This window comes from Blautia sp. OF09-25XD (genome assembly GCF_003482095.1).
GTDB lineage: Bacteria > Bacillota > Clostridia > Lachnospirales > Lachnospiraceae > Fusicatenibacter > Fusicatenibacter saccharivorans.
The window spans coordinates 46,895-70,677 of the sequence record NZ_QUMG01000005.1; the positions used below are offsets into that span (position 1 = coordinate 46,895).

The window sequence follows — 23,783 nt, forward strand, 5'->3', positions numbered from 1 at the left end:
TTGAAAAAACCTTTGATTATCCTGACCGGTCCGACCGCTGTCGGCAAGACGAAGCTGTCGATTTCGCTTGCCCAAGCGGTGAATGGGGCCATTATCTCCGCGGATTCCATGCAGGTCTACCGCCATATGGATATCGGATCTGCCAAAATCCGCCCGGAGGAGATGTGCGGCGTTCCGCATTATCTGATCGATGTGCTCGATCCTTCCGAAGAGTTTCACGTCGTGAAGTTTGTGGAACTGGCGCATGAAGCGATGGAAAAAATATACGCCGCCGGACAGATTCCGATCGTGACGGGCGGCACCGGCTTTTATATCCAGGCGCTTTTAAAAGAAGTTGATTTTACGGAATCGCACGGTGAACTGCCGATCCGGAAACAGCTGGAAGAAAAAGCAGCAACGGAGGAAGGCGCGGCAGAACTGTACCGGGAACTTTCCGAGGTTGATCCTGCTTCCGCGGAGACGATTCACCCGAATAATGTAAAACGTGTAATCCGGGCGCTGGAATATTATCACGAGACAGGACAGAAGATTTCGGAGCACAACGAGGAGCAGAAGCAGAAGGAATCTCCGTACTGTTCTGCTTATTTTGTGCTGAACGACGAACGTTCGATTCTGTATGACCGCATTGACAGGCGCGTCGATCAGATGATCTGCGACGGACTGGTTGATGAAGTTTTCCGTTTGAAAGAAATGGGATACACAAGAGATCTTGTCTCCATGCAGGGACTGGGCTACAAAGAACTGTTCCCGTATCTTGCGGGCGAATGCACGCTGGAGGAGGCCGTCTATATCATCAAGCGGGACACCCGTCATTTTGCCAAACGGCAGCTGACCTGGTTCCGACGGGAAAAGGATGTGATCTGGCTGAACAAGCCGGATTTTGACTACGACGAAGAAAAAATATTATCATATATGCTGGATCGCTGGAACGAAATCGTTTCGGCCGATGCAAAGGAAGAAGGAGAACAATCATGTTGACAGAAAAAGCTGCTATGTACAGCACACTTGGCATTTCCAAAGAGGTTTTCGCATTTGGAACGAAAATTGAGGAAGAATTAAAAGAGCGTTTTGCAAAAATTGATGAAATCGCAGAATACAACCAGTTAAAGGTCATCCACGCCATGCAGGCAAGCAAGGTCAGCGAGGCATGCTTATATGGAACCACAGGATACGGATACAATGACCTGGGACGTGATACGCTGGAGCAGGTCTATGCAACGTGCTTCGGCACTGAGGATGCACTGGTACGCCCGCAAATCGCCTGCGGAACCCATGCGCTTGCAACGGCGCTTTCCGGAAATCTCCGCCCGGGCGACGAACTGCTTTCTCCTGTTGGAAAACCGTACGACACCCTTGAGGAAGTGATCGGCATCCGCCCGTCCGTCGGATCTCTTGCGGAATATGGCGTAACTTACCGCCAGGTAGATTTAAAAGAGGACGGCTCTTTCGATTACGAAGGAATCAAAAATGCCATCAACAAAAAGACAAAGATGGTGACGATTCAGAGGTCGAAAGGATATCAGACCAGACCGACGCTTTCTGTTACCCGCATCGGTGAACTGATTGCATTTATTAAAAATATCAAACCAGATGTCATCTGTATGGTCGATAACTGCTACGGCGAGTTCGTGGAGACGATTGAACCGACCAATGTCGGTGCAGATCTGATGGTCGGATCCCTGATCAAAAACCCGGGCGGCGGACTGGCTCCGGCCGGCGGTTACATTGTTGGAAAGAAAAAGTACGTGGAAAATGCAGCATACCGTCTGCTCTCCCCGGGACTTGGAAAAGAGGTTGGCGCAACACTCGGTGTGAACGGTTCCTTCTACCAGGGATTCTTCCTGGCACCGACCGTTACCGCAGCGGCATTAAAAGGTGCTGTCTTTGCTGCAAATGTTTATGAGAAACTGGGATTTGCCGTTGTTCCAAACGGAACCGAGAGCCGTCACGACATCATTCAGGCGGTAACCTTTGGAAAACCGGAAGGCGTCATCGCATTCTGCCAGGGTATCCAGGCAGCTGCCCCGGTCGACAGCTTCGTTTCCCCGGAACCTTGGGATATGCCAGGTTACGACAGCCCAGTTATCATGGCAGCTGGCGCTTTCGTGCAGGGCTCTTCCATTGAACTTTCTGCCGATGGCCCGATCAAACCGCCGTACGCTGTCTATTTTCAGGGTGGGCTTACGTGGCAGCACGCAAAATTCGGTATTCTGATGAGTCTTCAGAAACTCGTCGATGCCGGTATGGTGACATTATAATGGCAAAAAATGTGGTAATTATCGGCGGCGGCGCGAGCGGACTGATGGCGGCAATTTGGGCCTCACGTCTCGGTGCCGCGGTCACCGTTCTGGAAAAGAACGATAAACCGGGCAGAAAGCTTCTTGCGACCGGAAACGGACGGTGTAATTTTACCAATCGTTATCAGGATGCATCGTGCTACCGCACGGGAAATCAGGAGCGTGCATCACGGGTTCTCGAACAGTTTACCGAACAGGACACCGAACAGTTTTTTGAACAGCTCGGCATCCGCATCCGGAGCCGTGAAGGCTGGCTTTATCCGGCCAGCGAGCAGGCACAGTCCGTTCTTGAGCTGCTGATTTTGGAAGCCAGATTCCGAAAGGTAAAAATCAAGACACGGGAAACGGCTGTTGCAGTGGAAAAAGCCGAAAATGGTTATCTGGTGCGCACCGAAGGATGGCAGTACCCGGCTGACAGCGTCATCATCTGCTGCGGAAGCTGTGCTTCCCAGATCGCCGGTTCCGACGGAGATACACTTCGATTTGCCGATCAGCTTCAGCTCGCTTCGATTCCGTTTTTCCCGGCCCTCTGCCCGCTCCGCTGCAAAGGAAACCAGTTTTCCTCCTGGGCGGGTGTTCGGGTGCGCGCGAAGATTACGCTTCTGGTTGAAAATCAGGAGGTTCTGACGGAACAGGGAGAGCTGCAGCTTACCGACTACGGTGTCTCCGGCATCCCGGTATTCCAGATTTCCCGGTTCGCTGTGCGCGCCTGCATGCAGAAAAAACGCGCTGAACTTCTCGTAGACTTCTTTCCGGAACTGACGGAATCGGAGCTTACTGCAGAATTTGTCAGACGGCAGGAAATCTGCCCGTATAAAGCGCCAAAAGAGCTTCTGATCGGCCTTCTTCCGGAAAAACTCATTCCGGTTCTGATCGGAAAGAAAAAGATTCCGGAAGAAATGGCAGGCGCCATCAAATCATATCGTTTACAGATCACCGGCCAGACCGACTTTGGAAAAGCCCAGGTGTGTGCGGGCGGCATCACGCTCGACCAGCTTACGGATTCTCTGGAATCGGTACAGCACCCTGGTATTTTCTTTGCGGGAGAAGCCCTGGACGTCGACGGCGTCTGCGGCGGCTACAATCTCCAGTGGGCCTGGTCCAGCGGAAGTGCAGCCGGAAGAGCTGCAGCAGGAGAACATTCATGATTCGGATACAGCAATTAAAGCTTCCAGTCACCCACACACAGGAGGAACTGGAACAGAAAATAAGAAAAACACTGAAAATCGGAAAACACGATCTGCAGGAAATTGAGCTCTTACGCCGCTCAATTGATGCCAGAAAGAAATCCGAATTAAAATACGTTTATCAGCTTGATGTAAAAGTAAAAGATGAGAATGCCGTACTGCGGAAGGCGAAAAATAACCAGATCGTAAAAGCGGAGAAAAAGCCATATGTGTTCCCAAAATCTGGAGAACAGACTCTTGTTCACCGGCCGGTTATTATCGGAAGCGGTCCGGCAGGACTTTTTTGTGCCTATGTTCTCGCAAAGCATGGCTACCGTCCGCTCGTTCTGGAGCGCGGCGAATCTGCAGAACAGAGAAAGAAAAGTGTCGATGCGTTCTGGAAAACCGGCGTTCTGAACCCGGAATCGAACGTACAGTTCGGAGAGGGCGGCGCCGGTACGTTTTCGGATGGAAAATTAAACACTTCGGTGAAGGATCCATCCGGCAGAAACCGTGAGGTACTCCGGATCTTCACGGAATGCGGGGCACCGGAAGAAATTCTGTACGATCAGAAACCGCACCTTGGCACCGATCAGCTCATCGGAATTGTGACAACGATGCGGAAAAAGATCGAGGCATGGGGCGGAGAAGTCCGTTTCGGAGCAAAAGTGACGGACTTTGGGATTGAAAACGGCAGACTCACTTCTGTAACCGTCAATGAAACCGAGAAGATTGCCGCGGAGACTGCAGTCCTTGCGATCGGCCACTCTGCACGCGATACCTTCTTTAAACTCTGCGAAAATAAGATCTCCATGGAAGCAAAATCCTTCGCTGTCGGCGTCCGCATTGAGCATCCGCAGAAGATGATCACGGAGGATCAGTACGGACCGGAGGCACCGGATTTCCTTGGGGCAGCACCGTATAAGCTCACCAATCAGTGTGAAAACGGAAGAGGTGTGTACTCATTCTGCATGTGTCCCGGCGGCTATGTTGTCAACGCATCCTCGGAAGCGGAACGCACCTGCGTCAACGGTATGAGTTATTCTGACCGGGAAGGTAAAAATGCGAACAGCGCTATGATTGTCACCGTAACACCGGAAGACTACCGCCCGTACCATGTAGAGGGAACGCCGGACGTACTCGATGGTGTGGCATTCCAGAGAGCGCTTGAACACGCTGCGTGGGAAGCCGGAAAAGGCAAAGTTCCGGTGCAGCTTTTTGGTGATTTCTGTGAAAACAGAGTTTCTACAGCACTTGGAGAGGTAACCCCTTCCATCTGCGGAGAATGGACTTTCGCCAATCTGCGGGAAGTTCTTCCGACGTTTATCGGAGACTCCCTTGTGGAAGGCATTCGTGCATCTGAGCGGAAAATCCACGGCTTTTCCCGTCCGGACGCCGTTCTTTCCGGCGTGGAAGCGCGTACCTCGTCACCGGTCCGCATTGTAAGAAATGAAACGCTCGAAAGTCCGTCGCTTACCGGTCTTTACCCGTGCGGAGAGGGCGCAGGCTATGCGGGAGGCATCACTTCCGCAGCCATGGACGGATTAAAAACGGCAGAGGAAATTGCAAAAAAATATATGAATTTTTCATAATTCCTATACATCTGCGGAAAGTTGTGCTAGAATGATGGGTGATTCAAACCAATGTATTCCATGAAAATTCCCGGAAGAGTGGTGGGAGGAATACATGAGAAAAAATGGATTACGAAACCTGCCGACGATGGAACAGCCATATGAAAAATGCCTGGAAAACGGCCCGGAAAGCCTTTCCGACGCGGAGCTTCTGGCTGTCATTTTACGATGTGGGGCAAGGGGAAAAACATCCCTGGAGCTCGCAAGAGAAATTCTTTCCCTTCCCGGAAAAGAGGAGGGCCTGTTAGGACTCTATCACTGTACAAGACAGGAACTTCTGCAGATCCGCGGAGTCGGGGAAGTAAAAGCGATCCAGCTCCAGTGCATCGGTGAGCTTTCCAAACGAATGGCCGCGGCCGGAGCAAGAAAAGGTCTCTGCTTTCATGATCCGGCTTCCATTGCGGATTATTACATGGAACGTCTCCGCCACGAGGATCAGGAGGTTCTTCTCTGCATGATGCTGGACACAAAAAATCAGCTTCTCGGAGAAAAGGAAATCACAAGAGGAACGGTCAATGCGACGATGATTTCGCCGCGGGAGCTTTTTCTTGCGGCACTGCAGTTCCGTGCGGTTCATATTCTGCTGGTTCACAACCATCCAAGCGGAATCCCGGAACCAAGCGGTGACGATATTACCGTGACACGGCAGATCCGGCGGGCGGGCGAAATGCTCGGCATTACCCTGCTGGATCACATTATTATCGGGGATCACTGTTATACCAGTATGCTGGAACAGGGAATCTGATCCCGAAAATCCGAGGCAGAAATGCCCAAAGGAAGGGAACAAGTTAAAGGAGCACGATGCAGATTCGAAATGTATACGGCATAGACCTTGGCACCAGTACCGTCAAAATCTATGACCTGAAGAAAGACACAATCACAAAAGAAAAAAATATGATTGCCATACGCAACCGCGAACAGGTGATTGCCGTTGGAAATTACGCATATGAAATGCACGAGAGAACGCCTTCCAATATCGAGGTAATTACCCCCATGAGCAACGGACGCATTGCGAATGTATTGATGGTAGAAGCCGTTTTGCACACGCTTCTCCATCGCTGTACGCGCCACATGGGATACCGCCCGGAGCTGTATTTTTCAGTTCCCTGCGATATGACAGAGATTGAACGGCGTTCTTATTATACGATTGCACATAAGGGAGCCTTAAAAAACTGCCGCATGTATCTTGTGGATAAACCAATCGCGGATGCGCTGGCACTTGGCATTCCGATCAACCGCACGAAGGGTTCCATGATTGTCAACATCGGAGCGCAGAGCACAGAGATTTCTGTTATCGCCAACGCGAGGGTTATTTTTTCCAGAATCATCCCGGTAGGCGGAAAACAGTTCAACGAATCGATATGCAATCTGAACCGCCGCAAAAACAATTTCCAGATTGGCTCCAAAACAGCCAAACGTGTCAAGATTGCGCTGGCGGATCTTGGAACAGACAAAAAAGAGGCGCGGAAGGTGCGCGGCGTAGATGGTGCATCCGGTCTTCCAATGGAAGGGATCATTACTTCTTCCCTCGTAAACGAAGCACTCCTTTCCGGTGTTAATGAGATCGGCGAGGAAATCAAGCATGCGCTGGAGCGTACACCGCCGCAGATCCACGATCATATCCAGAAAGAGGGTATTTACATCACCGGCGGAAGCACAAGGATTCCGAACATTGACCGCTATCTTTCGAGACAGCTCGGCTGTCCGGTGCAGCTTTCCCAGTATTATGACCTCTGTACCATCTGTGGGCTCAAGGAACTGATCACGCACGATGCGCTGCATCGCTGGGCTTACACGGTAAATAAAAAGAAGTAAATCTATCAAAAAGGACCCGCTATGAATAAGAAGAAAAAATTTCAGCTAAAAAGCAAACATTTACTTTTCATCATGACGTTCCTGTGTCTCTCCGGCATTTTAGGCAGTGCAGCAGACAAAATGCCGGTCACGCCGATCCGGGAAGCCGCAGGCTTTGTGATCATCCCGTTTCAGAACGGAATTAACCAGATCGGTGCGTATTTGACAGACTGTCTGACCGGTTTCCAGAACGTCAAAAAACTGTCTGCCGAGAAAGAGGAGCTTGAACAGAAGGTCACGGATCTGACTGAGGAAAACAATCAGCTTGTACAGGAGCAGCAGGAGCTGCAGCGTCTTCAGGAGCTGTATCAGCTGGACCAGTCCTACTCGGAATATGAAAAAGTAGCAGCACAGGTCATCTCAAAGGATCCGGGCAACTGGTATGATACCTTTGTCATCAACAAAGGATCAAATGACGGGATTCAGAAAGATATGAACGTTATTGCAGACGGCGGCCTTGTTGGACTTGTTGAGGAGGTAAGTTCCAATTCCGCTACTGTCCGCTCTATCATTGATGACTCCAGTTCCGTGAGCGCCATGACAGCATCTACCTCAGATACGTGTATTGTATCGGGTGATCTGCGCCTGATCAGCGACGGAAAGCTTGCCTTTTCCCAGCTGAATACAACCGACACGGTAGCTGAGGGCGAAAAGATTGTGACATCGAACATCAGTGATAAATACCTCCGCGGTATTCTGATCGGCTATGTCAGTGAAATCACCGAGGACTCCAATCACCTGACGAAAAAGGGATACATCATTCCTGTTGTGGATTTTCAACATATTCAGGAAGTTCTCGTGATCAAAGAATAAAACAGCAGGGAGGAGAGTAAATGCGCAGAAAAATCACGCTTGCCTTTCTGATTCTGGCAGCTTTCCTGTTACAGACAACTGTATTTCAGTATTTTCAGATCGCGTCCGTAACGCCGAACCTTCTTCTGATTCTGACGTCCGCCTTTGGGCTGATGCGCGGAAAAAAAGAGGGACTGATGGTCGGATTTTTCAGCGGTCTGATGATTGATCTGTTCTACGGCAGCCTGTTTGGATTTTACGCACTGCTCTACATGTATATCGGTTATCTGAATGGCTTTTTCTGCAAAGTCTTCTATGACGATGATATTAAGGTACACATTGTACTGGTCGCTGCCAGCGATCTTGTCTACAGTCTGCTGATGTATGTGCTGCAGTTCCTGCTGCGCGTGCGCCTGCACTTTTTCGATTATCTGGCGCATATTATTCTGCCGGAAATGGTATACACGGTAGTGCTCTCCATTCTGCTTTACCGGCTTTTATTTATCATCAACCGTAAACTGACCGAAAATGAAATGGAAGGACAACAGTCGCCATGGCTAAGAAGATAAGAAAACTTTTCCGCAGACTCGGTGAAAACCGCACCCTATTGCTTGGTGTGGTTTTCCTTGCTATGTTTGCCGTCCTGATCGGAAGACTTTTTATCCTGCAGGTGGTGCATGGAGAAGAGTATGCGGATAATTTTGAACTGCAAATCACAAAAACCAGAACCCTTGATAGTACAAGAGGAAATATTTATGACCGGAACGGAAAACTGATCGCTGGAAATAAGGTTTCCTACTCCGTAACCATCGAGGATAACGGAACGTACAACACGACAAAAGAACGTATTCTCTCTCTGAACGCAGAACTCTATCGTCTCTGTAAGCTGATTCGTGCAAACGGAGACTCGATTGACACCAGCACCTTCCCGATTGAAGTGGATGAGAACGGTGCGTTTGTTTTTACAGGTGAAGAGGGAACGACCCGCGACCGTTTCCGTGCAGACATTTATGGACAGAAGAAAATCGACGATATGACGGCAGAACAGAAGAGTTCCAGTGCCGAAACGCTGATGACATTTCTTGCCGGACCGGACGGCTTTGGCCTGGATGCCTATTCTGACGATGAAAAATACGCATATTCTGCCAAAGATTTTGAAGAGTATGGTCTTCCATACCAGACAGACGAATCCGGAAATGCGGTCCTTTCTCTTTCCAATCAGGAGCGTCTGGAAATTCTGGTGATCCGCTATAAGATGAAACAGACGAATTATCAGAAGTATGTCCGCGTGACAGTTGCTTCCGGCGTCAGCAGCAATACAACTGCATCGATTGCAGAGAATGAAGATGTTCTGCAGGGTGTCAGCATTTCGGAAGATTCCGAGCGTGTATATTATGACGGAAAGTATTTTTCCTCTCTGATCGGTTATACGGGCCAGGCGTCCTCAGACGAGCTGACAGAACTGAATGAAGAGCTGAAGAGCCAGGGAAAAGAAGAAACGTATTCCACGGAATCCATCGTCGGAAAATCTGGTCTGGAACAGTATATGGAGACAATCCTTCAGGGAACCGACGGATCAGAAGAGATTATCGTTAATAACGTCGGAAAAGAGCTGGAAACGGTAGAAGGATCCCTGGTTGAGCCAAAACAGGGAAATAACGTCTATCTTTCGATTGATTATGACCTGCAGATTGCGGTATATAAAATTCTGGAACAGAGAATTGCCGGCATTCTGAAACAGTATCTGAGTGATGTAAAATCCGTTGATACCTCAACACTTGCCAATACGGATGCCGTTCCGATTCCAATTTACGATGTATACAATGCACTGATCGAAAACAGCACGATTGATATTTCCCATTTCTCGGCGGCGGATGCCACGGAGCGTGAGCAGCGGATCTATGCACTGTTCCAGCAGAAGCTCCAGCAGGTGCTTGCCGAGATTACGCAGGAACTGACCGTTGAAACAGCAACCGTTTACAACGACCTTAGCGATGAAATGCAGGAATATGAGACCTTCATCGTGGATAAGCTGCTTTCCAGTACGATGGGTATTCTTTCTTCAACAGCAATTGATGAGAAAGACGCCACCTATCAGGCATGGAATGACGGAACGATTTCTCTTCGTGATTATCTGACGTATGCGGCAAGCCAGAACTGGATTGATGTCTCAGCACTGACGCAGGATGATGCCTACCTGGATTCTCAGGAGGTTTATCAGAAGCTGACGGAGGTTATTCTGGACCGTCTGGCAAACAATACAACATTTGCAAAAAAGATGTATCACTATATGCTGCTGCAGGATATGCTCGATGGCTATGATATCTGCAATCTGATGTATGATCAGAACCTTCTGACGAAAGAGGATGACGATTATGCCGCTTATGTTGCAGGAAATATGACACCGTTCCAGCTTCTGTCCGATAAAATCGCCAAACTGGAAATCACCCCGGCACAGCTTGCACTCGATCCGTGTTCCGGTTCTGCTGTCATTACGGACCCGAATACCGGTGCTATTTTAGCCTGTGTTTCCTATCCTGGCTACGACAACAACCGCCTGGCAAACCAGATGGATACCGCATACTGGGCAAAATTGAATACCGATGAATCCAGCCCGCTGTACAACAAAGCAACCCAGCAGAAGACGGCTCCTGGTTCCACCTTTAAACCGCTGATGGCGGTTGCCGGATTAAGCGAAGGCATAATTACTCCGACCAGTACCATCAACTGCAACGGTCTGTTCGGGGAAGGACTTGTCAACGAATCTGACTATGTCCACTGCCATCAGTTGAGCGGCCACGGAGATCTGAACATTGTCGGTGCCATCCAGAACTCCTGCAACGTGTTCTTCTGTACGCTTGGATATCGTCTGGGACTCGATGAGAACGGCACCTTTAAACAGAAGCGCTCTCTGGAAATGATCCAGAAATATGCCGATATGTTTAAGCTGGATGAAAAGACTGGAATCGAAATTTCGGAAACCGATCCGAATGTAACCGATTCCCTCCCGATCCCTTCCTCGATTGGTCAGGGTACCAACAACTATACGACGACACAGCTTGCACGCTATGTCACAACGATTGCAAATTCCGGTACGGTTTATAATCTTTCCCTTCTGCAGAAAGCAACGGATTCGGATGGCAATGACATCGATATGGGCGCAGATTTCGGCCCGACGGTAAATTCAGAAATGGATGTTGATTCCAGCATCTGGGATCTGGTACACGAAGGCATGCGAAAAGTAATCAGCGTATCCAATGCGGCCATTTTCCCGGAATCCTGGCCGGTAGAGCTTTCCGGAAAAACCGGTACCGCGCAGGAAGACCGTACACGTGCAAACCATGGACTGTTTATCGGCTTCTCTCACTATGAGAGCAGAGACGATATTGCTCTTGCCGTCCGCATTCCGTTTGGATATTCTTCTATGAACGCAGAGTTGGTAGCTAAGGATATCTTAGATTATTACTATGGCCTCTCAGACGATATTCTGTCCGGTCAGGCAAACTCCAACGGTGTTGCAAGCGTGAGAGCAGACTAAGGAATTTTTCCGGCAGAAACGAAGCCTGGGAAGAAAGCTGCAAAAGAGAAAGGATGCGTTTTTAAACAAAGGTTTGGACGCATCCTGCGGCATGAAAATGCAGAACAGTTTTCAACAAGGAGGTTCCAGATGAGTGAAGTCATTGTAATTACATCAGGAAAAGGCGGCGTCGGAAAGACGACAACCGCAGCAAATATCGGAATCGGGCTGGCACAGCTTGGAAAGAAAGTTGTGATGGTAGATACCGACATCGGTCTTCGAAACCTGGATGTCGTGCTCGGCCTTGAAAACCGGATTGTCTACAATCTTGTGGATGTTGTGGAGGGCAACTGCCGGATGAAGCAGGCGCTAATCCGCGACAAACGGTACGAGCAGCTCTACCTTCTCCCGTCTGCCCAGACGAGGGACAAGACAAGCGTAACGCCCGAGCAGATGAAAAAACTCTGCGATGAATAAAACAGAGCTTTGATTTTGTTCTTCTTGACTGTCCGGCAGGCATTGAGCAGGGATTTGCAAATGCAGTTGCCGGTGCCAATAAGGCAATTGTTGTGACTACGCCGGAGGTTTCGGCCATCCGGGACGCGGACCGCATCATCGGCCTTCTGGAGGCGCAGGATCTGAGGGATATCTCTCTTGTCATCAATCGTATCCGGCCGGATATGGTAAAACGCGGTGAAATGATGTCGGTGGATGATGTACAGGAAATTCTTGCTGTTCCGCTGCTCGGCATTCTGCCCGATGATGAGCAGGTAGTAATCGCCACCAACCAGGGCGAAGCGATCGCTGGAAGCGGTTCCAAGGCAGGAGAAGCCTTTACGAATATCAGCCACAGGATCCTCGGGGAGAGTGTTCCCTACTTGGATCTTGACAGCAAAAAGGGATTTTTCCGCCGCGTATTCGGGCGATAGGAGGGAACTGGTATGGGTTTATTTTCAGGCAGAAAGCCGCACTCCGGCCTCGTTGCAAAAGAACGTCTGTCCAATCTTTTAATGGCAGAACGTCTGAACTGTTCTCCGGCATCGCTTCAGATGCTGAAAAATGATCTTTCTGCTGCTGCAGGAAAATACCTTACCGTTGAGGCGGATGAAATTTCCGTCACCATTACACAAACAACCCCTGTCATACTGACAGCGAAAATACCATTAAAAAGAAACGAGGAGTATCATGTTAAGACGATATAAGCTGAAAAATTATAATTTCCGGCTGGTCATTCTTCTGATTGCCATCAGCATTATTGGTGTGCTTCTGATCGGAAGTGCAGACAGTGCAGACCAGAAAAAACAGGCCATCGGAGTCGTATTGGGCGTAGTCATCATGATTATTGTCTCTTTGCTTGACTATAGCTGGCTTCTGAATTTTTACTGGGTTCTTTACATCGGAAATCTGATGATGCTTGGCGTTCTTTATCTCGGCGGTTCTACCGCAAAAAACACGTTTGGTGCGACCCGTTGGATTCAGATCGGAAGCTTTCAGTTTCAGCCGACCGAGCTGTCAAAAATCTTTCTGATCATGTTTTTTGCGATGTTTCTGATGAAGCATGAAGAAGATCTGAATACGGCGAAAACCATTTTTACCGCGATCGGGCTTCTGATTCCGCCGCTCGTTATGATTTACCGTCAGCCGGATTTGAAAAATACGATTACGGTCATGGTTCTGTTCTGCTTTATGATGTATGTGGCGGGCTTAAGCTACAAAGTTATCGCCGTTGTTCTGGTTTCCGGTTCAGCACTGGTACTTGCGTTTCTGCTTGTCATTACGCAGGTGAATTTCCAGCTTCCGGCGGCTCTTGACAAGACGATTGGTTATCAGCTTGGGCGAATTCAGGACTGGTTAAGCGATGATGCCGACAACGCCGACGGCCGTCTCCAGCAGCAGAATTCCATTACAGCCATCGGTTCCGGAAAGCTGACCGGAAAAGGACTCAACAACAATAAAGTTTCTTCCGCAAATAAGGGAAATTTCGTTTCCCAGAACCATAATGACTTTATTTTTGCAGTGGCAGGAGAGGAACTTGGTTTCTTTGGATGCTGCGGAATCATCCTGCTCCTGTTCCTGATTCTCGTCGAATGCATCCGGACTTCCCGGAAAGCAAAAGATCTGTCAGGAACGTTGATCTGCTGCGGTATGGCAGGACTCATTGCCTTTCAGAGCTTTCTGAATATCAGTGTTGCAACCGGAATCCTGCCGAACACCGGTACACCGCTTCCGTTCGTCAGCTATGGACTGACCTCCCTTGTAACACTTTACATCGGAATGGGGCTTGTCCTGAATGTCGGACTGCAGAACCGGGATTTTGTAACCAGAAACTATGAATTACTAAGGAGGAAAACCATCAATGAACATCGGATTGATCGCGCATGATGCAAAAAAAACGCTGCTTCAGAACTTGTGTATCGCCTACCGCTCGGTACTTGCCAAGCATACTCTTTACGCAACCGGAACTTCCGGCCGTCTGGTAGAAGAGGCAACCGGACTTAACGTCCGCAAATATCTGGCTGGACACGTTGGAGGCGTTCAGCAGATGGGTTCTCAGATTGAACAGAATGATCTGGATCTTGTGATTTTCCTGCGGGATCCGGAACAGCCGAAACAGCATGAGCCGGATGTCCATCGGATTATCCGTCTCTGCGACGTACACAGCATTCCGCTTGCCACCAATCTTGCAACGGCAGAAATGCTGATCAAATCATTAGACAGAGGAGAAATGGACTGGCGTGAAATCTACCGGAGAAACGACTAATACTACAGAAAAAGAACAGAAACTGCCTGTAACGGAGAAAAACGGGACTGCTCCGGAAAAAACCGAACATATTTTAAACCGCCTGATCATCGGCGCGGGTGTCTGTGTTGCTGTTATTGCGGTTCTGATCGGTGTGAAACTGTACCGTCAGGACCGCCAGATGGACATTACAGAGCCGTTTGCGCGAAGTATGGTGCTCGCCTCCGATCCGCTTTCGGCAGAAAAACGGTTTCAGGCTGAAACGCTCTCTGCCGATCTCTGTGTCGGTGAGACGAGCGTACCGCTGAATGATATCTCGTTTTCTTCACAGGTAAAGGCCGGACTGTTTGATCTGGATCACAAAAAAGTATTGTTCGCGCAGAATATGTATGATCAGGTCTACCCAGCCAGCATCACGAAGATCATGACGGCTCTCCTTGCCATGGAATACAACCAGCCGGATACGCAGGTAACGATCACAGAAGAGGATCTTGCGCTGGAAGATGGATCCCAGATGAGTGGACTGGCCGTGGGCGATACGGTAACGATGGATCAGCTTTTCCATGCATTGTTGATTTATTCTGCCAACGATGCTGCTATGGCGATTGCCCGCCAGGTAGGCGGAAGTGTAGAGAATTTCGTTCAGATGATGAACGATAAGGCAGCTTCCCTTGCCATGACCGGTACGCATTTTGCAAACCCGCACGGTCTTCACAATGAGAATCATTACACTACTGCATATGATGTTTATCTGATGCTGTATGCTGCCTATCAGCATACGGAATTCCAGAATACGATGTCAATGTCTTCCTACACGCTGAACATGACGCATGCGGACGGTACGGCGGGAACGATCTATTTAAGCTCCACGGACAAATATCTGACCGGAGAGAAAAACGCACCGGAAAATGTGACGGTGCTCGGCGGAAAAACCGGAACGACCGATGAGGCCGGTTCCTGCCTGGCACTGGTATCCCAGAATGCATACGGAGAACCGTTTATCTCTGTCATTCTTCATGCATCAACAAAAGTGGAACTGTACGAGGACATGAACACTCTTCTTTCCAATATCAACTCCTGACGTAATCTTTTTGCAATCCCCCGGACGGCGTTTTTTCTGCCTATCCGGGAGATTGTCGTATCCGTTCAGAAAAACAGAGCTCCTTTCCCTGCGAATTAGAAGATTTTTCAGAATTTTTTCATTTTACCATTGAAAACGTTGGTGAATTGTACTATAATTAAACCATGAACTTAAAGGTTTTTGGTGAAAATATCTTATTCTAATCTAAGGAGGAAACTGCTATGGTTCAATTAATTGTAGGCAAGAAGGGAAAAGGCAAAACAAAACAGCTGTTAGACAAAGTAAATGCAGAGGTAAAAACCGCAAACGGAAATATCGTGTATATTGACAAGAGCACAAAGCACATGTTTGAATTAAACAACAAAGTACGTCTGATTTCCGCAACCGACTATCCTCTGAAAAACAGTGATGAATTTATCGGATTTATCTGCGGTATCGTTTCTCAGGACCACGATCTCGCAAGCGTTTATCTCGACAGCTTCCTGAAAGTAGCAAAACTGGAAGGAGAGGACATCACAGATTGTGTTGAACAGCTGGAAGGCATTGGCAAGCAGTATAACATTACCTTCGTATTAAGTGTCTCCATGGATAAAGAAGAGCTTCCGGAAGGCATGCAGGATAAGATTATCGTTGCACTGTAACCAAAACTGTATTATAATAATTGCATAGCGACAAAACCAAAGGACGGCGCTTACGGCACCGTCCTTTTAGCGCATGGATTAAACAATAAAAGGAGCATACATTTTGTCTAAGCAGAAAAAGAACAGCCGCCGGCATTCGAGAATCCGTTTCCCTTTTCCAGCGTTGAATATTGGAAATATCATCTTTGGAGCCCTTTTTTTCTATATGGCAGTTTCACTTTTCTTTTACCTGACCGCCGATCATATCAAATCTTTTCAGGTTGTGCAGGGAACTTTATCCCGGAATGATACCTATACCGCATTCGCCATGCGGACAGAGAGTGTGCAGCTTTCCTCCGGCAGCGGATATGTTCAGTTCTATACCCCAAATGCATCGAAAATCAGCCGCGGAAGCGCTGTTTATGGGATTTCCGCAACAGAAAATGCCGATACCTCTGGTATTTCGGCAGATGCGGCAACGAGAACGTCGCTTCGTTCCTCGCTCGCACGTTTTTCTTCTGATTATGATTCCAGTTCCTTTTCCGGCATTTATCAGCTGAAAACAGAACTTTCCGCAAAGCTGCTTGCCGCTGCCGCTGAAAACGGAGATTCCTCATCACAGACGATATTTTATGCAGATCAGGACGGTGTTGTCGTCTACGGCAGTGATGGATATGAAAGCTATACGGAGGACAGCCTTACGCCGGAGCTTTTCTCTACGAAAGCCTCTGTGGTTTCCTTTGATTCCGGCGCGCAGACGGAGCCTGGAAATGCAGTATACCGTCTGGTGACAGATGAGCAGTGGGAAATTGCCGTTCCGGTGACGAATAAGCAGGTCGTTACACTTTCCAATTTCAGTACGATAAAAGTTAAATTTCTGAAAGACGGAAAAACACAGACGGGAACACTGAATCTAAAGTCCATTAACGATCAGAACTATGCTGTCATTTCGTTTACAAGCGGGATGATCCGTTATGCGGAAGACCGTTTTCTTTCAATAGAGCTGGTCACAAACACTGGAAGCGGACTGAAAATTCCAAATACTGCCATCACGGAAAAAGATTTCTATAAAATCCCGGCGCAGATGCTCGTACAGGGCGGAGACAGCAATTCTTCCGGTTTCCTGCGGGAAAAGACCGATAAAAAAGGAAATGTCATGCTGGATGATAACGGACAGCCGGTGACAGAATTTGTAAACGCCACGATCTATGAGCAGGTCAATGATGAAAATGATAATCCGGTCGAATATTACGTCGACATGGCCGCTTTTAATGATGGAGATATACTTCGTGCACAGGATTCCGCCACAACGTATCAGATTGGAGAAACGGTTCCGCTGCAGGGTGTTTACTGCATCAACAAAGGATATGCTGTATTCCGCAAAATTCAGATCATCGATCAGAATGCGGAGTATTCTATCATAAAAAAACAAACGCAATACGGCATTTCGCAGTATGATTATATTGTGGAAAATGCATCCACCGTCAGTGAAGAAGATATTGTGCATTAAATACTGGAGGTTAGAAAGATATGCTGAAAGAGAACTATGAAGAAGTCCAGAAGAAAATTACAGAAGCCTGCAAAAGAGCCGGACGGAACCGGGAGGAAGTTACCCTGATTGCGGTCAGCAAGACAAAACCGGTCGAAATGCTTTCCGAAATCTATGATCTTGGCGAACGCAATTTCGGTGAAAACAAAGTGCAGGAGCTGACAGAAAAAGAGGAAGTGCTGCCAAAGGATATCCACTGGCACATGATCGGTCATCTGCAGCGGAATAAAGTAAAATACATTGCAGGAAAAGTTGCCCTGATTCATTCTGTCGATTCTCTTCGTCTGGCAAAAACGATCAGTGAGGAAGCGGTAAAGCACAACTGCGAAATCCCGATCCTGATCGAGGTAAACGTTGCCGGCGAGGAAAGCAAGTTTGGTGTCTCCGTAGAGGAAACCCTTCCATTGATTGAAGAAATCGCAAAACTTCCGGCAATTCATGTGGAGGGACTTATGACCATTGCACCGTATGTGGAAGATCCAGAAGAAAATCGTCCGGTTTTTCGCAAATTAAAGGAATTAAGTGTTGACATTGCCGCCAAAAACATTAATAATGTACGTATGGCCATTTTGAGCATGGGCATGACCGGCGATTACGAAGTAGCAGTAGAAGAAGGCGCCACTTTAGTACGGGTTGGAACCGGAGTCTTTGGCGAACGGGATTACAGTAAAAGATAACAGGAAGTCTTTCCAAGAAGAGTGACCCCGCGCATTCTGCACGGCTGTCTGGCCAAATGCCACAGGACTAAAAATAGGAGAGTATAAGAATGAGTGTTTTAGACAAATTTCTGGATGCCATCCGGCTGAACGACGATTACGAGGAAGAGGATGCTGATTCGGATAGCTTCTTCGATGAAGAAGACGATGATATAGAAGAAAAACCAAAGAAACGTTTCTTCCGTAAACTGGAGAACGAGGATGAGGACGAAGAGGAAGAGCCGCAGGCGAAACCGGTTCACACTGCACCGCGTAAACAGCCGGCGCCAAAGACCACCGCTTCAAGCCAGGCTGCTGCTGCACGAGCTCCAAAGCCAGCTGCTCCGGTTTCCTCGAAAGTTACTCCAATGAGAAAGAAAGCAGGTGCATTAAATATGGAAGTATGCGTCATCAAACCGGCTTCCATGGAGGATACCCGTGAAATCGCGGATACGCTTCTGGCCGGATGTACCGTTGTCCTTAACTTAGAAGGCATTGATGTGGATATTGCCCAGAGAATCATTGATTTCTGCTGTGGTGCATGCTACTGCATGAGCGGAAGTCTGCAGAAAGTTTCCAGCTATATTTTCATCCTGACACCGTCCAGTGTAGAAATTTCCGGCGACATCCAGGATATCTTAAGCGGAGCTTTTGATCTTCCAAATATCCGTACCGATTATTAAAGAAAATTATCTTTGCAGTAAATTAAAATGGATCTACTGGATCAATTATTGATTTACTTAGTAACAAAGGAAAAGCATCAGATGCAGGATTCTGATGCTTTTTTCATGAAAGAACATACAGGAGGCATAATTTATGAAAACACTTACCGTTAAAAGAGAAGGCACATCTACTGAATTTTCTTATGAAATTGTCTGGGACGGCAGCTACGAACGCCTCGCCGGCTGTGTGGAGAACTTAAAACTCCCTGCAAAAAAGGCCTGCATTGTCACAGACAGCACGGTTTCAGAACTGTATCTGGAAGAGGTAAAAAATGTACTGTCCCCGCTGTTTGAGACCGTAACCGCATTTGTTTTCCCGGCTGGTGAAGCAAGCAAAAATCTGGATACCGTCAAAGATCTGTACACGCATCTGATTGAAAACCACTTTGAGAGAAAAGACATTTTATTCGCACTCGGCGGCGGTGTCGTTGGGGATCTGACCGGCTATGCGGCGGCAACGTATCTGCGCGGCATTGATTTCATCCAGCTTCCGACGACACTGCTTGCACAGGTAGATTCCAGCGTTGGAGGAAAAACGGGCGTCGATTTCGACCAGTACAAAAATATGGTCGGTGCATTCCATCATCCACGTCTTGTCTATATGAATATGGCAACCTTAAAATCCCTGAACGGCGAACAGTTTGCCTGCGGTATGGGAGAAGTCCTGAAAACAGGTCTGATCCGCGATGAAAAATTCTACATCTGGACCATCAATCACATGTCTGAGATCGAAGAGCGGATTGAGCCGGTATTAACGAAAATGATCCAGAAATGCTGCGATATCAAACGCCAGGTTGTAGAAAATGACCCAACAGAACAGGGAGAGCGTGCCGTTTTAAATCTTGGCCATACGATCGGTCATGCCATTGAAAAGCTCAAAAACTTCGAACTGCTCCATGGCCAGTGCGTTGCACTTGGAACCGTTGCTGCTGCCTATATTTCCTACAAGAGAAGTTATCTCTCCGATGAAGAGTTTTACGAGATTCGTGATATGAACGTCGGTTTCTATCTGCCAATCACCGTGGACGGCCTGAAATCGGAAGATATTCTGGCTGCAACAAAATCGGACAAGAAAATGGAACAGGGTACGATCAAATTCATCCTTCTGGAGTCTGTCGGCCATGCTGTGGTGGACCGCACGGTTACAGATGAAGAAATGCTGGAAGCTATCAATTCTATTAATGGAGATCTGATCGATGAAGAGTAAAAAACTTTCTCCGCTGGCCGTTTATCTGGTTTGCGCGGCAGCAATTGTCCTTCTGCTTGCAGCAGATCAGTATACAAAATCACTGGCAGTGCAGTATCTGAAGGACCAGCCGTCGATCGAGCTCATTCCAGGGGTTTTGGAGCTGTTTTATCTGGAAAACCGCGGTATGGCATTCGGACTTCTGCAGGATCAGTACTGGCTGTTTGCTATGATGACGGTATTGTTTCTGATCGTCATGGTGATCGTCTTTTACAAGCTTCCAAAGACACGCCGCTTTTTACCGCTTTTTGCCGTGCTGACTGTTCTGACGGCTGGTGCGGTCGGAAATTTTTACGATCGTTTTCTGAATCACTATGTCGTTGATTTCATCTACGTTTCGCTGATCAACTTTCCGGTTTTTAACGTAGCTGATATTTATGTCACCGTATCGGTCGCTGTCTTTTTACTGCTGTATCTGTTGTACTACAAGGACGAAGACTTCGCATTTCTGCATAAAAACGCCAAAAAGGAGGAGTCCGATGGCTGAAGAAGAACGGATTTTGGAAGTTACACCGGATTTTGACGGAAAACGGATTGATCAGTGCCTGGCCGCATCTTTTTCGGACTGTTCCCGTTCTTTTCTGCAGAAGCTTTTAAAAGACGGAAAGGTTTCGATCAACGGAAAAACGCAGAAAGCAAGCAGTAAGGTTGCCGCCGGTGATGCCGTTCTGGTGCTTCTGCCGGAACCGGAAGAACTGAACGTGGATCCAGAAAACATTCCGCTTGATATTCTGTACGAGGATGATGATCTTCTGGTCGTCAATAAGCCCAAGGGGATGGTCGTACATCCGGCGGCAGGCCACAGCAGCGGAACACTGGTCAATGCGGTTCTGTATCACTGCCGCGGAAATCTCTCCGGCATCAACGGCGTTCTGCGCCCCGGAATCGTCCACAGAATCGATATGGACACAACGGGTGCCCTGGTTATCTGTAAGAGCGATTTCGCCCACCAGAGCCTCGCAGAACAGCTCTCTGTACATTCCATTACCCGAAAGTACCGGGCAATTGTCCATGGGAATCTGAAAGAGGACGAGGGAACCGTGCGCGGTGCAATCGGCCGCCATCCGACAGACCGGAAAAAGATGGCGATTAATGAACGGAACGGAAAACCGGCGGTCACACATTACCGTGTGCTGGAACGCCTTGGAAATTATACGTATATTGAATGCCAGCTGGAAACCGGCCGGACGCATCAGATCCGTGTCCATATGGCAAGTATCGGGCATCCGCTGCTTGGCGATGCGGTTTATGGCCCGAAGAAATGCCCGGTGAAAAACCTGCAGGGACAGACGCTGCATGCGATGGTACTTGGATTTATCCATCCACGGACCGGTGCCTATATGGAGTTTGAGGCGCCGATTCCGGAATATTTTTCCAATCTGTTGCTGCAGTTTCGAAAAAATGTCTGAAACCGCTTAAAAAGAATGATATTTTAAAAAGTATATAGTTAATTTGTATAAGTTTTATCAAAATGTTCTGTACTTTCTGTGAATTCTGTAGTATACTGGATGTAACGAAAAAACGCGAGTTACTACATCTGTGAAAGCAGATTATTGTGACGGAATGGAAAGGAGCGGATTATATGAAAACTATCATAACGATTGGACGTCAGTACGGAAGCGCCGGACATTCCATTGGTAAGATTTTAGCGGATGACCTGGGAATTAAGTACTATGACAAAGAGCTGCTGGAGAGAGCAGCAAAGGACAGCGGATTATGCCAGGAATTGTTCGAAAACCACGATGAAAAACCAACCAACAGCTTTTTATACTCTCTGGTTATGGACAGTTACTCCTTCGGCTATGGATCTACCATGATGGATATGCCGCTGAACCAGAAGGTATTTCTGGCACAGTTTGATGCCATCAAGAAGATTTCGCAGGACGGTCCGTGTGTCATCGTAGGCCGCTGTGCAGATTATGCACTGGAGGAAAATCCGAACGTGCTGAGCATCTTTATTAAAGCAGATATGCAGGATCGCATCCGCCGTATCGCAAAGCTGTATGATCTTTCCGATGCAAAAGCAAAAGACAAGATCACAAAGATCGACAAACAGCGTGCAAGCTACTACAATTACTACACCAGCAAACGCTGGGGCGAGGTAGACAGCTACGACCTGTGCCTGAACAGCAGTGTATTCGGTATCGATGGAACCGTAGATATGATCAAACAGGCAATTGAAGTTAAAGAAGCGGGAATCCGCAAGATTTTCAGCACCTGATCAAAACAGAACATAGGAGAAACGACCCTCCTCTTAAAAATAAGAGGAGGGTCATTTTATGAAAGGATTTTAAAGATGAGAATTGTTATACAACGTGTAAAAAGAGCAAGTGTTTCGGTGGAAGAGAAGGTTGTCGGATCGATTCAGAAAGGTTTTCTGGTTCTGATCGGTGTCGGCCAGGGGGACGATGAAGCAACAGCAGACAAGTATATGAAAAAACTGCTGGGACTGCGTATTTTTGAAGATGAAAATGGAAAGACGAACAAGTCCCTGGCAGATGTGGATGGACAGCTTCTGATGGTTTCACAATTTACCCTGTATGCCAACTGTAAAAAGGGAAACCGTCCAAGCTTCACGGAAGCAGGCGAGCCGCACAGAGCAGAAGAACTGTATGAATATATGGTCGCGAAAGCACGGGAACAGGTTCCTGTTGTCGAAACGGGAGTGTTCGGGGCTGAGATGGAAGTATCACTGGTGAATGATGGGCCGTTTACGGTGATCTTAGAGGATCTGTAAATAAAATTTTTTTGTTTGCCGAATCGGTAAAACAGAACGTGGTTTGCGAGATCTGTGAAACCTGTTTTTGTCTAGAGATAGTGTACCATCATCGTACTGAATTGTTTGTATTTATATAGTTTACATAAAATGATTATGTGAACTTGTGAAGAGGAGAAAATCTTTTATGCCGCAATTTGACTATCAGCAGCTGTGTCACTTTGTCCTTCCGGAACAGGGGGGACTGTCGGTGGAAACAATTCTAAAACGTTTTCTGCACCTGACACCACGTGAAATCCGCCATGCCAAATATATTCCGGATGGAATTCAGAAAAATGGTGTTTCCTGCCGCACAAATGCAGTCGTCCAGACTGGAGATACGATCACTTTTCGATATGAGCAGAAGTGTCCCCACCTTTCCGAAGATCAGGTTCTGCCGGTATCAGGTGATTCTGCCGGCGTACGGATTCTCTATGAGGACAGTGATCTCTGTGTCGCAGACAAGCCATCCGGTATGGTCTGCCACGCTTCCCACGGCCATTATTTCGATTCCCTGACACATGCTGTCGCATCCCTGTTAAAAACACCGACAGCGCCTTCTGAACTCCGCTGCATCGGCCGTCTTGACAAAGATACATCGGGTCTGGTACTATTTGCAAAGAATCAGCTGGCTGCTGCCAGACTGTCCCGGCAGCGGGAGAGCGGCGCGCTGAAAAAAGAATACCTGGCTCTGGTACACCATCCCTTTTCCGAAGAAACGCAAAAAGAAACCATTCGTCTTTCCATGGAGCAAATTCCAGGAGATGACCCTGATTCTTTCGATCCGTCTGGGAAACGTATCACTAAAATGCGTATCTGTAAAGAAGGGAACGGCCTGTGGGCTATTACACACTACGAGGCTGTCCTTCAGGATCCTTTCTGGGCCGTCGTGTGCTGCCGTCTGGAAACCGGCCGCACGCATCAGATCCGCCTTCACATGGCATCTATTGGACATCCACTTTTCGGAGATCCGCTCTACGGAGTCCGCGACGGCGGTACCCGTGCCGCGCTCCATGCCTGGAAACTGCACTTTCTGCAGCCGATGACAGGAGAACCAATTGATCTGGAAAATATTCGAACGCACATGTTCGATTAAATATATTTGAAGTATAAGGAGA

At 48.0% G+C, this 23,783-nt stretch carries 23 protein-coding genes and 1 pseudogene; all 24 read left to right on the top strand.

The features are described from left to right. The 24 genes and pseudogenes from miaA (at nucleotide 1) to DXA93_RS05860 (ending at nucleotide 23,761) form a co-directional block, all read left to right on the top strand. Nucleotides 1-978 (top strand): tRNA (adenosine(37)-N6)-dimethylallyltransferase MiaA, encoded by a 978-nt coding sequence (miaA, locus tag DXA93_RS05745; RefSeq protein WP_117509148.1) that lies wholly within the window; start codon nucleotides 1-3, stop codon nucleotides 976-978. Next, on the top strand, nucleotides 972-2,258 hold the full coding sequence (locus DXA93_RS05750) for a methionine gamma-lyase family protein (protein WP_055228136.1): 1,287 nt from the start codon (nucleotides 972-974) through the stop codon (nucleotides 2,256-2,258). The genes miaA and DXA93_RS05750 overlap by 7 nt, the downstream gene beginning before the upstream one ends. Continuing rightward, nucleotides 2,258-3,445: an NAD(P)/FAD-dependent oxidoreductase gene (locus tag DXA93_RS05755; protein ID WP_173827227.1), complete on the top strand. Its 1,188-nt coding sequence runs from the start codon at nucleotides 2,258-2,260 to the stop codon at nucleotides 3,443-3,445. Before DXA93_RS05750 ends, DXA93_RS05755 begins: the two co-directional genes overlap by 1 nt. Beyond that, entirely contained in the window at nucleotides 3,442-5,055 is a 1,614-nt protein-coding gene (locus DXA93_RS05760; RefSeq protein WP_055228138.1) for an NAD(P)/FAD-dependent oxidoreductase, read from the top strand. Before DXA93_RS05755 ends, DXA93_RS05760 begins: the two co-directional genes overlap by 4 nt. Nucleotides 5,056-5,149: 94 nt before the next feature. Next, the gene (gene radC / locus DXA93_RS05765) at nucleotides 5,150-5,839 is read left to right on the top strand and encodes a RadC family protein (protein WP_022462847.1); all 690 of its coding nucleotides are present in this window, start codon (nucleotides 5,150-5,152) and stop codon (nucleotides 5,837-5,839) included. A 56-nt stretch (nucleotides 5,840-5,895) separates the two neighbouring features. Beyond that, on the top strand, nucleotides 5,896-6,909 hold the full coding sequence (locus DXA93_RS05770) for a rod shape-determining protein (RefSeq protein ID WP_055217830.1): 1,014 nt from the start codon (nucleotides 5,896-5,898) through the stop codon (nucleotides 6,907-6,909). A 21-nt stretch (nucleotides 6,910-6,930) separates the two neighbouring features. Continuing rightward, nucleotides 6,931-7,761 (top strand): rod shape-determining protein MreC, encoded by an 831-nt coding sequence (gene mreC / locus DXA93_RS05775; RefSeq protein WP_119207880.1) that lies wholly within the window; start codon nucleotides 6,931-6,933, stop codon nucleotides 7,759-7,761. A gap of 20 nt (nucleotides 7,762-7,781) precedes the next feature. Beyond that, nucleotides 7,782-8,309 (top strand): rod shape-determining protein MreD, encoded by a 528-nt coding sequence (mreD, locus tag DXA93_RS05780; RefSeq protein ID WP_022462850.1) that lies wholly within the window; start codon nucleotides 7,782-7,784, stop codon nucleotides 8,307-8,309. Further along, nucleotides 8,294-11,278: a penicillin-binding transpeptidase domain-containing protein gene (locus tag DXA93_RS05785; protein WP_118666237.1), complete on the top strand. Its 2,985-nt coding sequence runs from the start codon at nucleotides 8,294-8,296 to the stop codon at nucleotides 11,276-11,278. Before mreD ends, DXA93_RS05785 begins: the two co-directional genes overlap by 16 nt. 129 nt (nucleotides 11,279-11,407) lie before the next feature. After that, a pseudogene (gene minD / locus DXA93_RS05790) lies at nucleotides 11,408-12,186 on the top strand (septum site-determining protein MinD). Nucleotides 12,187-12,198: 12 nt separating this feature from the next. Beyond that, nucleotides 12,199-12,459, top strand: a complete 261-nt coding sequence (locus DXA93_RS05795) for a cell division topological specificity factor MinE (protein ID WP_022462853.1) — start codon at nucleotides 12,199-12,201, stop codon at nucleotides 12,457-12,459. Next, nucleotides 12,443-13,639, top strand: a complete 1,197-nt coding sequence (locus tag DXA93_RS05800; RefSeq protein ID WP_118700302.1) for an FtsW/RodA/SpoVE family cell cycle protein — start codon at nucleotides 12,443-12,445, stop codon at nucleotides 13,637-13,639. The genes DXA93_RS05795 and DXA93_RS05800 overlap by 17 nt, the downstream gene beginning before the upstream one ends. Then, on the top strand, nucleotides 13,614-14,018 hold the full coding sequence (gene mgsA, locus DXA93_RS05805) for a methylglyoxal synthase (RefSeq protein ID WP_022462855.1): 405 nt from the start codon (nucleotides 13,614-13,616) through the stop codon (nucleotides 14,016-14,018). The genes DXA93_RS05800 and mgsA overlap by 26 nt, the downstream gene beginning before the upstream one ends. Next, nucleotides 13,993-15,078, top strand: a complete 1,086-nt coding sequence (locus DXA93_RS05810) for a D-alanyl-D-alanine carboxypeptidase family protein (protein WP_242998322.1) — start codon at nucleotides 13,993-13,995, stop codon at nucleotides 15,076-15,078. Before mgsA ends, DXA93_RS05810 begins: the two co-directional genes overlap by 26 nt. A 221-nt stretch (nucleotides 15,079-15,299) precedes the next feature. Continuing rightward, a complete protein-coding gene (locus tag DXA93_RS05815) occupies nucleotides 15,300-15,719 on the top strand; it encodes a hypothetical protein (RefSeq protein WP_022462857.1) in 420 nt (139 codons plus the stop codon). A gap of 205 nt (nucleotides 15,720-15,924) precedes the next feature. After that, a complete protein-coding gene (locus tag DXA93_RS05820) occupies nucleotides 15,925-17,208 on the top strand; it encodes an HlyD family efflux transporter periplasmic adaptor subunit (RefSeq protein WP_147398221.1) in 1,284 nt (427 codons plus the stop codon). A gap of 20 nt (nucleotides 17,209-17,228) precedes the next feature. Beyond that, nucleotides 17,229-17,924 (top strand): YggS family pyridoxal phosphate-dependent enzyme, encoded by a 696-nt coding sequence (locus DXA93_RS05825; protein ID WP_022462859.1) that lies wholly within the window; start codon nucleotides 17,229-17,231, stop codon nucleotides 17,922-17,924. Between the two features lie 89 nt (nucleotides 17,925-18,013). Further along, nucleotides 18,014-18,625: a cell division protein SepF gene (locus tag DXA93_RS05830; RefSeq protein WP_055217838.1), complete on the top strand. Its 612-nt coding sequence runs from the start codon at nucleotides 18,014-18,016 to the stop codon at nucleotides 18,623-18,625. A 133-nt stretch (nucleotides 18,626-18,758) separates the two neighbouring features. Beyond that, the gene (gene aroB, locus DXA93_RS05835) at nucleotides 18,759-19,871 is read left to right on the top strand and encodes a 3-dehydroquinate synthase (RefSeq protein ID WP_055217839.1); all 1,113 of its coding nucleotides are present in this window, start codon (nucleotides 18,759-18,761) and stop codon (nucleotides 19,869-19,871) included. Then, the gene (gene lspA, locus DXA93_RS05840; RefSeq protein ID WP_022462862.1) at nucleotides 19,861-20,397 is read left to right on the top strand and encodes a signal peptidase II; all 537 of its coding nucleotides are present in this window, start codon (nucleotides 19,861-19,863) and stop codon (nucleotides 20,395-20,397) included. Before aroB ends, lspA begins: the two co-directional genes overlap by 11 nt. Then, the gene (locus DXA93_RS05845) at nucleotides 20,390-21,319 is read left to right on the top strand and encodes an RluA family pseudouridine synthase (RefSeq protein ID WP_118640613.1); all 930 of its coding nucleotides are present in this window, start codon (nucleotides 20,390-20,392) and stop codon (nucleotides 21,317-21,319) included. Before lspA ends, DXA93_RS05845 begins: the two co-directional genes overlap by 8 nt. Nucleotides 21,320-21,492: 173 nt before the next feature. Beyond that, complete coding sequence (locus DXA93_RS05850) at nucleotides 21,493-22,131, top strand: cytidylate kinase-like family protein (RefSeq protein ID WP_117508930.1); 639 nt, start codon at nucleotides 21,493-21,495, stop codon at nucleotides 22,129-22,131. 75 nt (nucleotides 22,132-22,206) lie between these two features. Then, on the top strand, nucleotides 22,207-22,647 hold the full coding sequence (dtd, locus tag DXA93_RS05855) for a D-aminoacyl-tRNA deacylase (RefSeq protein WP_022462865.1): 441 nt from the start codon (nucleotides 22,207-22,209) through the stop codon (nucleotides 22,645-22,647). Nucleotides 22,648-22,813: 166 nt separating this feature from the next. After that, entirely contained in the window at nucleotides 22,814-23,761 is a 948-nt protein-coding gene (locus DXA93_RS05860) for an RluA family pseudouridine synthase (RefSeq protein WP_118640612.1), read from the top strand. The last annotated feature ends 22 nt before the right edge of the window (nucleotides 23,762-23,783 follow it).

What these genes read in the sequence shown, in the direction of transcription:
- DXA93_RS05750 (WP_055228136.1), top strand. Translation starts at nt 972, where the DNA reads ATGTTGACAGAAAAAGCTGCTATGTACAGCACACTTGGCATTTCCAAA.
- DXA93_RS05755 (WP_173827227.1), top strand. Translation starts at nt 2,258, where the DNA reads ATGGCAAAAAATGTGGTAATTATCGGCGGCGGCGCGAGCGGACTGATG.
- DXA93_RS05760 (WP_055228138.1), top strand. Translation starts at nt 3,442, where the DNA reads ATGATTCGGATACAGCAATTAAAGCTTCCAGTCACCCACACACAGGAG.
- radC (WP_022462847.1), top strand. Translation starts at nt 5,150, where the DNA reads ATGAGAAAAAATGGATTACGAAACCTGCCGACGATGGAACAGCCATAT.
- DXA93_RS05770 (WP_055217830.1), top strand. Translation starts at nt 5,896, where the DNA reads ATGCAGATTCGAAATGTATACGGCATAGACCTTGGCACCAGTACCGTC.
- mreC (WP_119207880.1), top strand. Translation starts at nt 6,931, where the DNA reads ATGAATAAGAAGAAAAAATTTCAGCTAAAAAGCAAACATTTACTTTTC.
- mreD (WP_022462850.1), top strand. Translation starts at nt 7,782, where the DNA reads ATGCGCAGAAAAATCACGCTTGCCTTTCTGATTCTGGCAGCTTTCCTG.
- DXA93_RS05785 (WP_118666237.1), top strand. Translation starts at nt 8,294, where the DNA reads ATGGCTAAGAAGATAAGAAAACTTTTCCGCAGACTCGGTGAAAACCGC.
- DXA93_RS05795 (WP_022462853.1), top strand. Translation starts at nt 12,199, where the DNA reads ATGGGTTTATTTTCAGGCAGAAAGCCGCACTCCGGCCTCGTTGCAAAA.
- DXA93_RS05800 (WP_118700302.1), top strand. Translation starts at nt 12,443, where the DNA reads ATGTTAAGACGATATAAGCTGAAAAATTATAATTTCCGGCTGGTCATT.
- mgsA (WP_022462855.1), top strand. Translation starts at nt 13,614, where the DNA reads ATGAACATCGGATTGATCGCGCATGATGCAAAAAAAACGCTGCTTCAG.
- DXA93_RS05815 (WP_022462857.1), top strand. Translation starts at nt 15,300, where the DNA reads ATGGTTCAATTAATTGTAGGCAAGAAGGGAAAAGGCAAAACAAAACAG.
- DXA93_RS05820 (WP_147398221.1), top strand. Translation starts at nt 15,925, where the DNA reads ATGGCAGTTTCACTTTTCTTTTACCTGACCGCCGATCATATCAAATCT.
- DXA93_RS05825 (WP_022462859.1), top strand. Translation starts at nt 17,229, where the DNA reads ATGCTGAAAGAGAACTATGAAGAAGTCCAGAAGAAAATTACAGAAGCC.
- DXA93_RS05830 (WP_055217838.1), top strand. Translation starts at nt 18,014, where the DNA reads ATGAGTGTTTTAGACAAATTTCTGGATGCCATCCGGCTGAACGACGAT.
- aroB (WP_055217839.1), top strand. Translation starts at nt 18,759, where the DNA reads ATGAAAACACTTACCGTTAAAAGAGAAGGCACATCTACTGAATTTTCT.
- lspA (WP_022462862.1), top strand. Translation starts at nt 19,861, where the DNA reads ATGAAGAGTAAAAAACTTTCTCCGCTGGCCGTTTATCTGGTTTGCGCG.
- DXA93_RS05845 (WP_118640613.1), top strand. Translation starts at nt 20,390, where the DNA reads ATGGCTGAAGAAGAACGGATTTTGGAAGTTACACCGGATTTTGACGGA.
- DXA93_RS05850 (WP_117508930.1), top strand. Translation starts at nt 21,493, where the DNA reads ATGAAAACTATCATAACGATTGGACGTCAGTACGGAAGCGCCGGACAT.
- dtd (WP_022462865.1), top strand. Translation starts at nt 22,207, where the DNA reads ATGAGAATTGTTATACAACGTGTAAAAAGAGCAAGTGTTTCGGTGGAA.
- DXA93_RS05860 (WP_118640612.1), top strand. Translation starts at nt 22,814, where the DNA reads ATGCCGCAATTTGACTATCAGCAGCTGTGTCACTTTGTCCTTCCGGAA.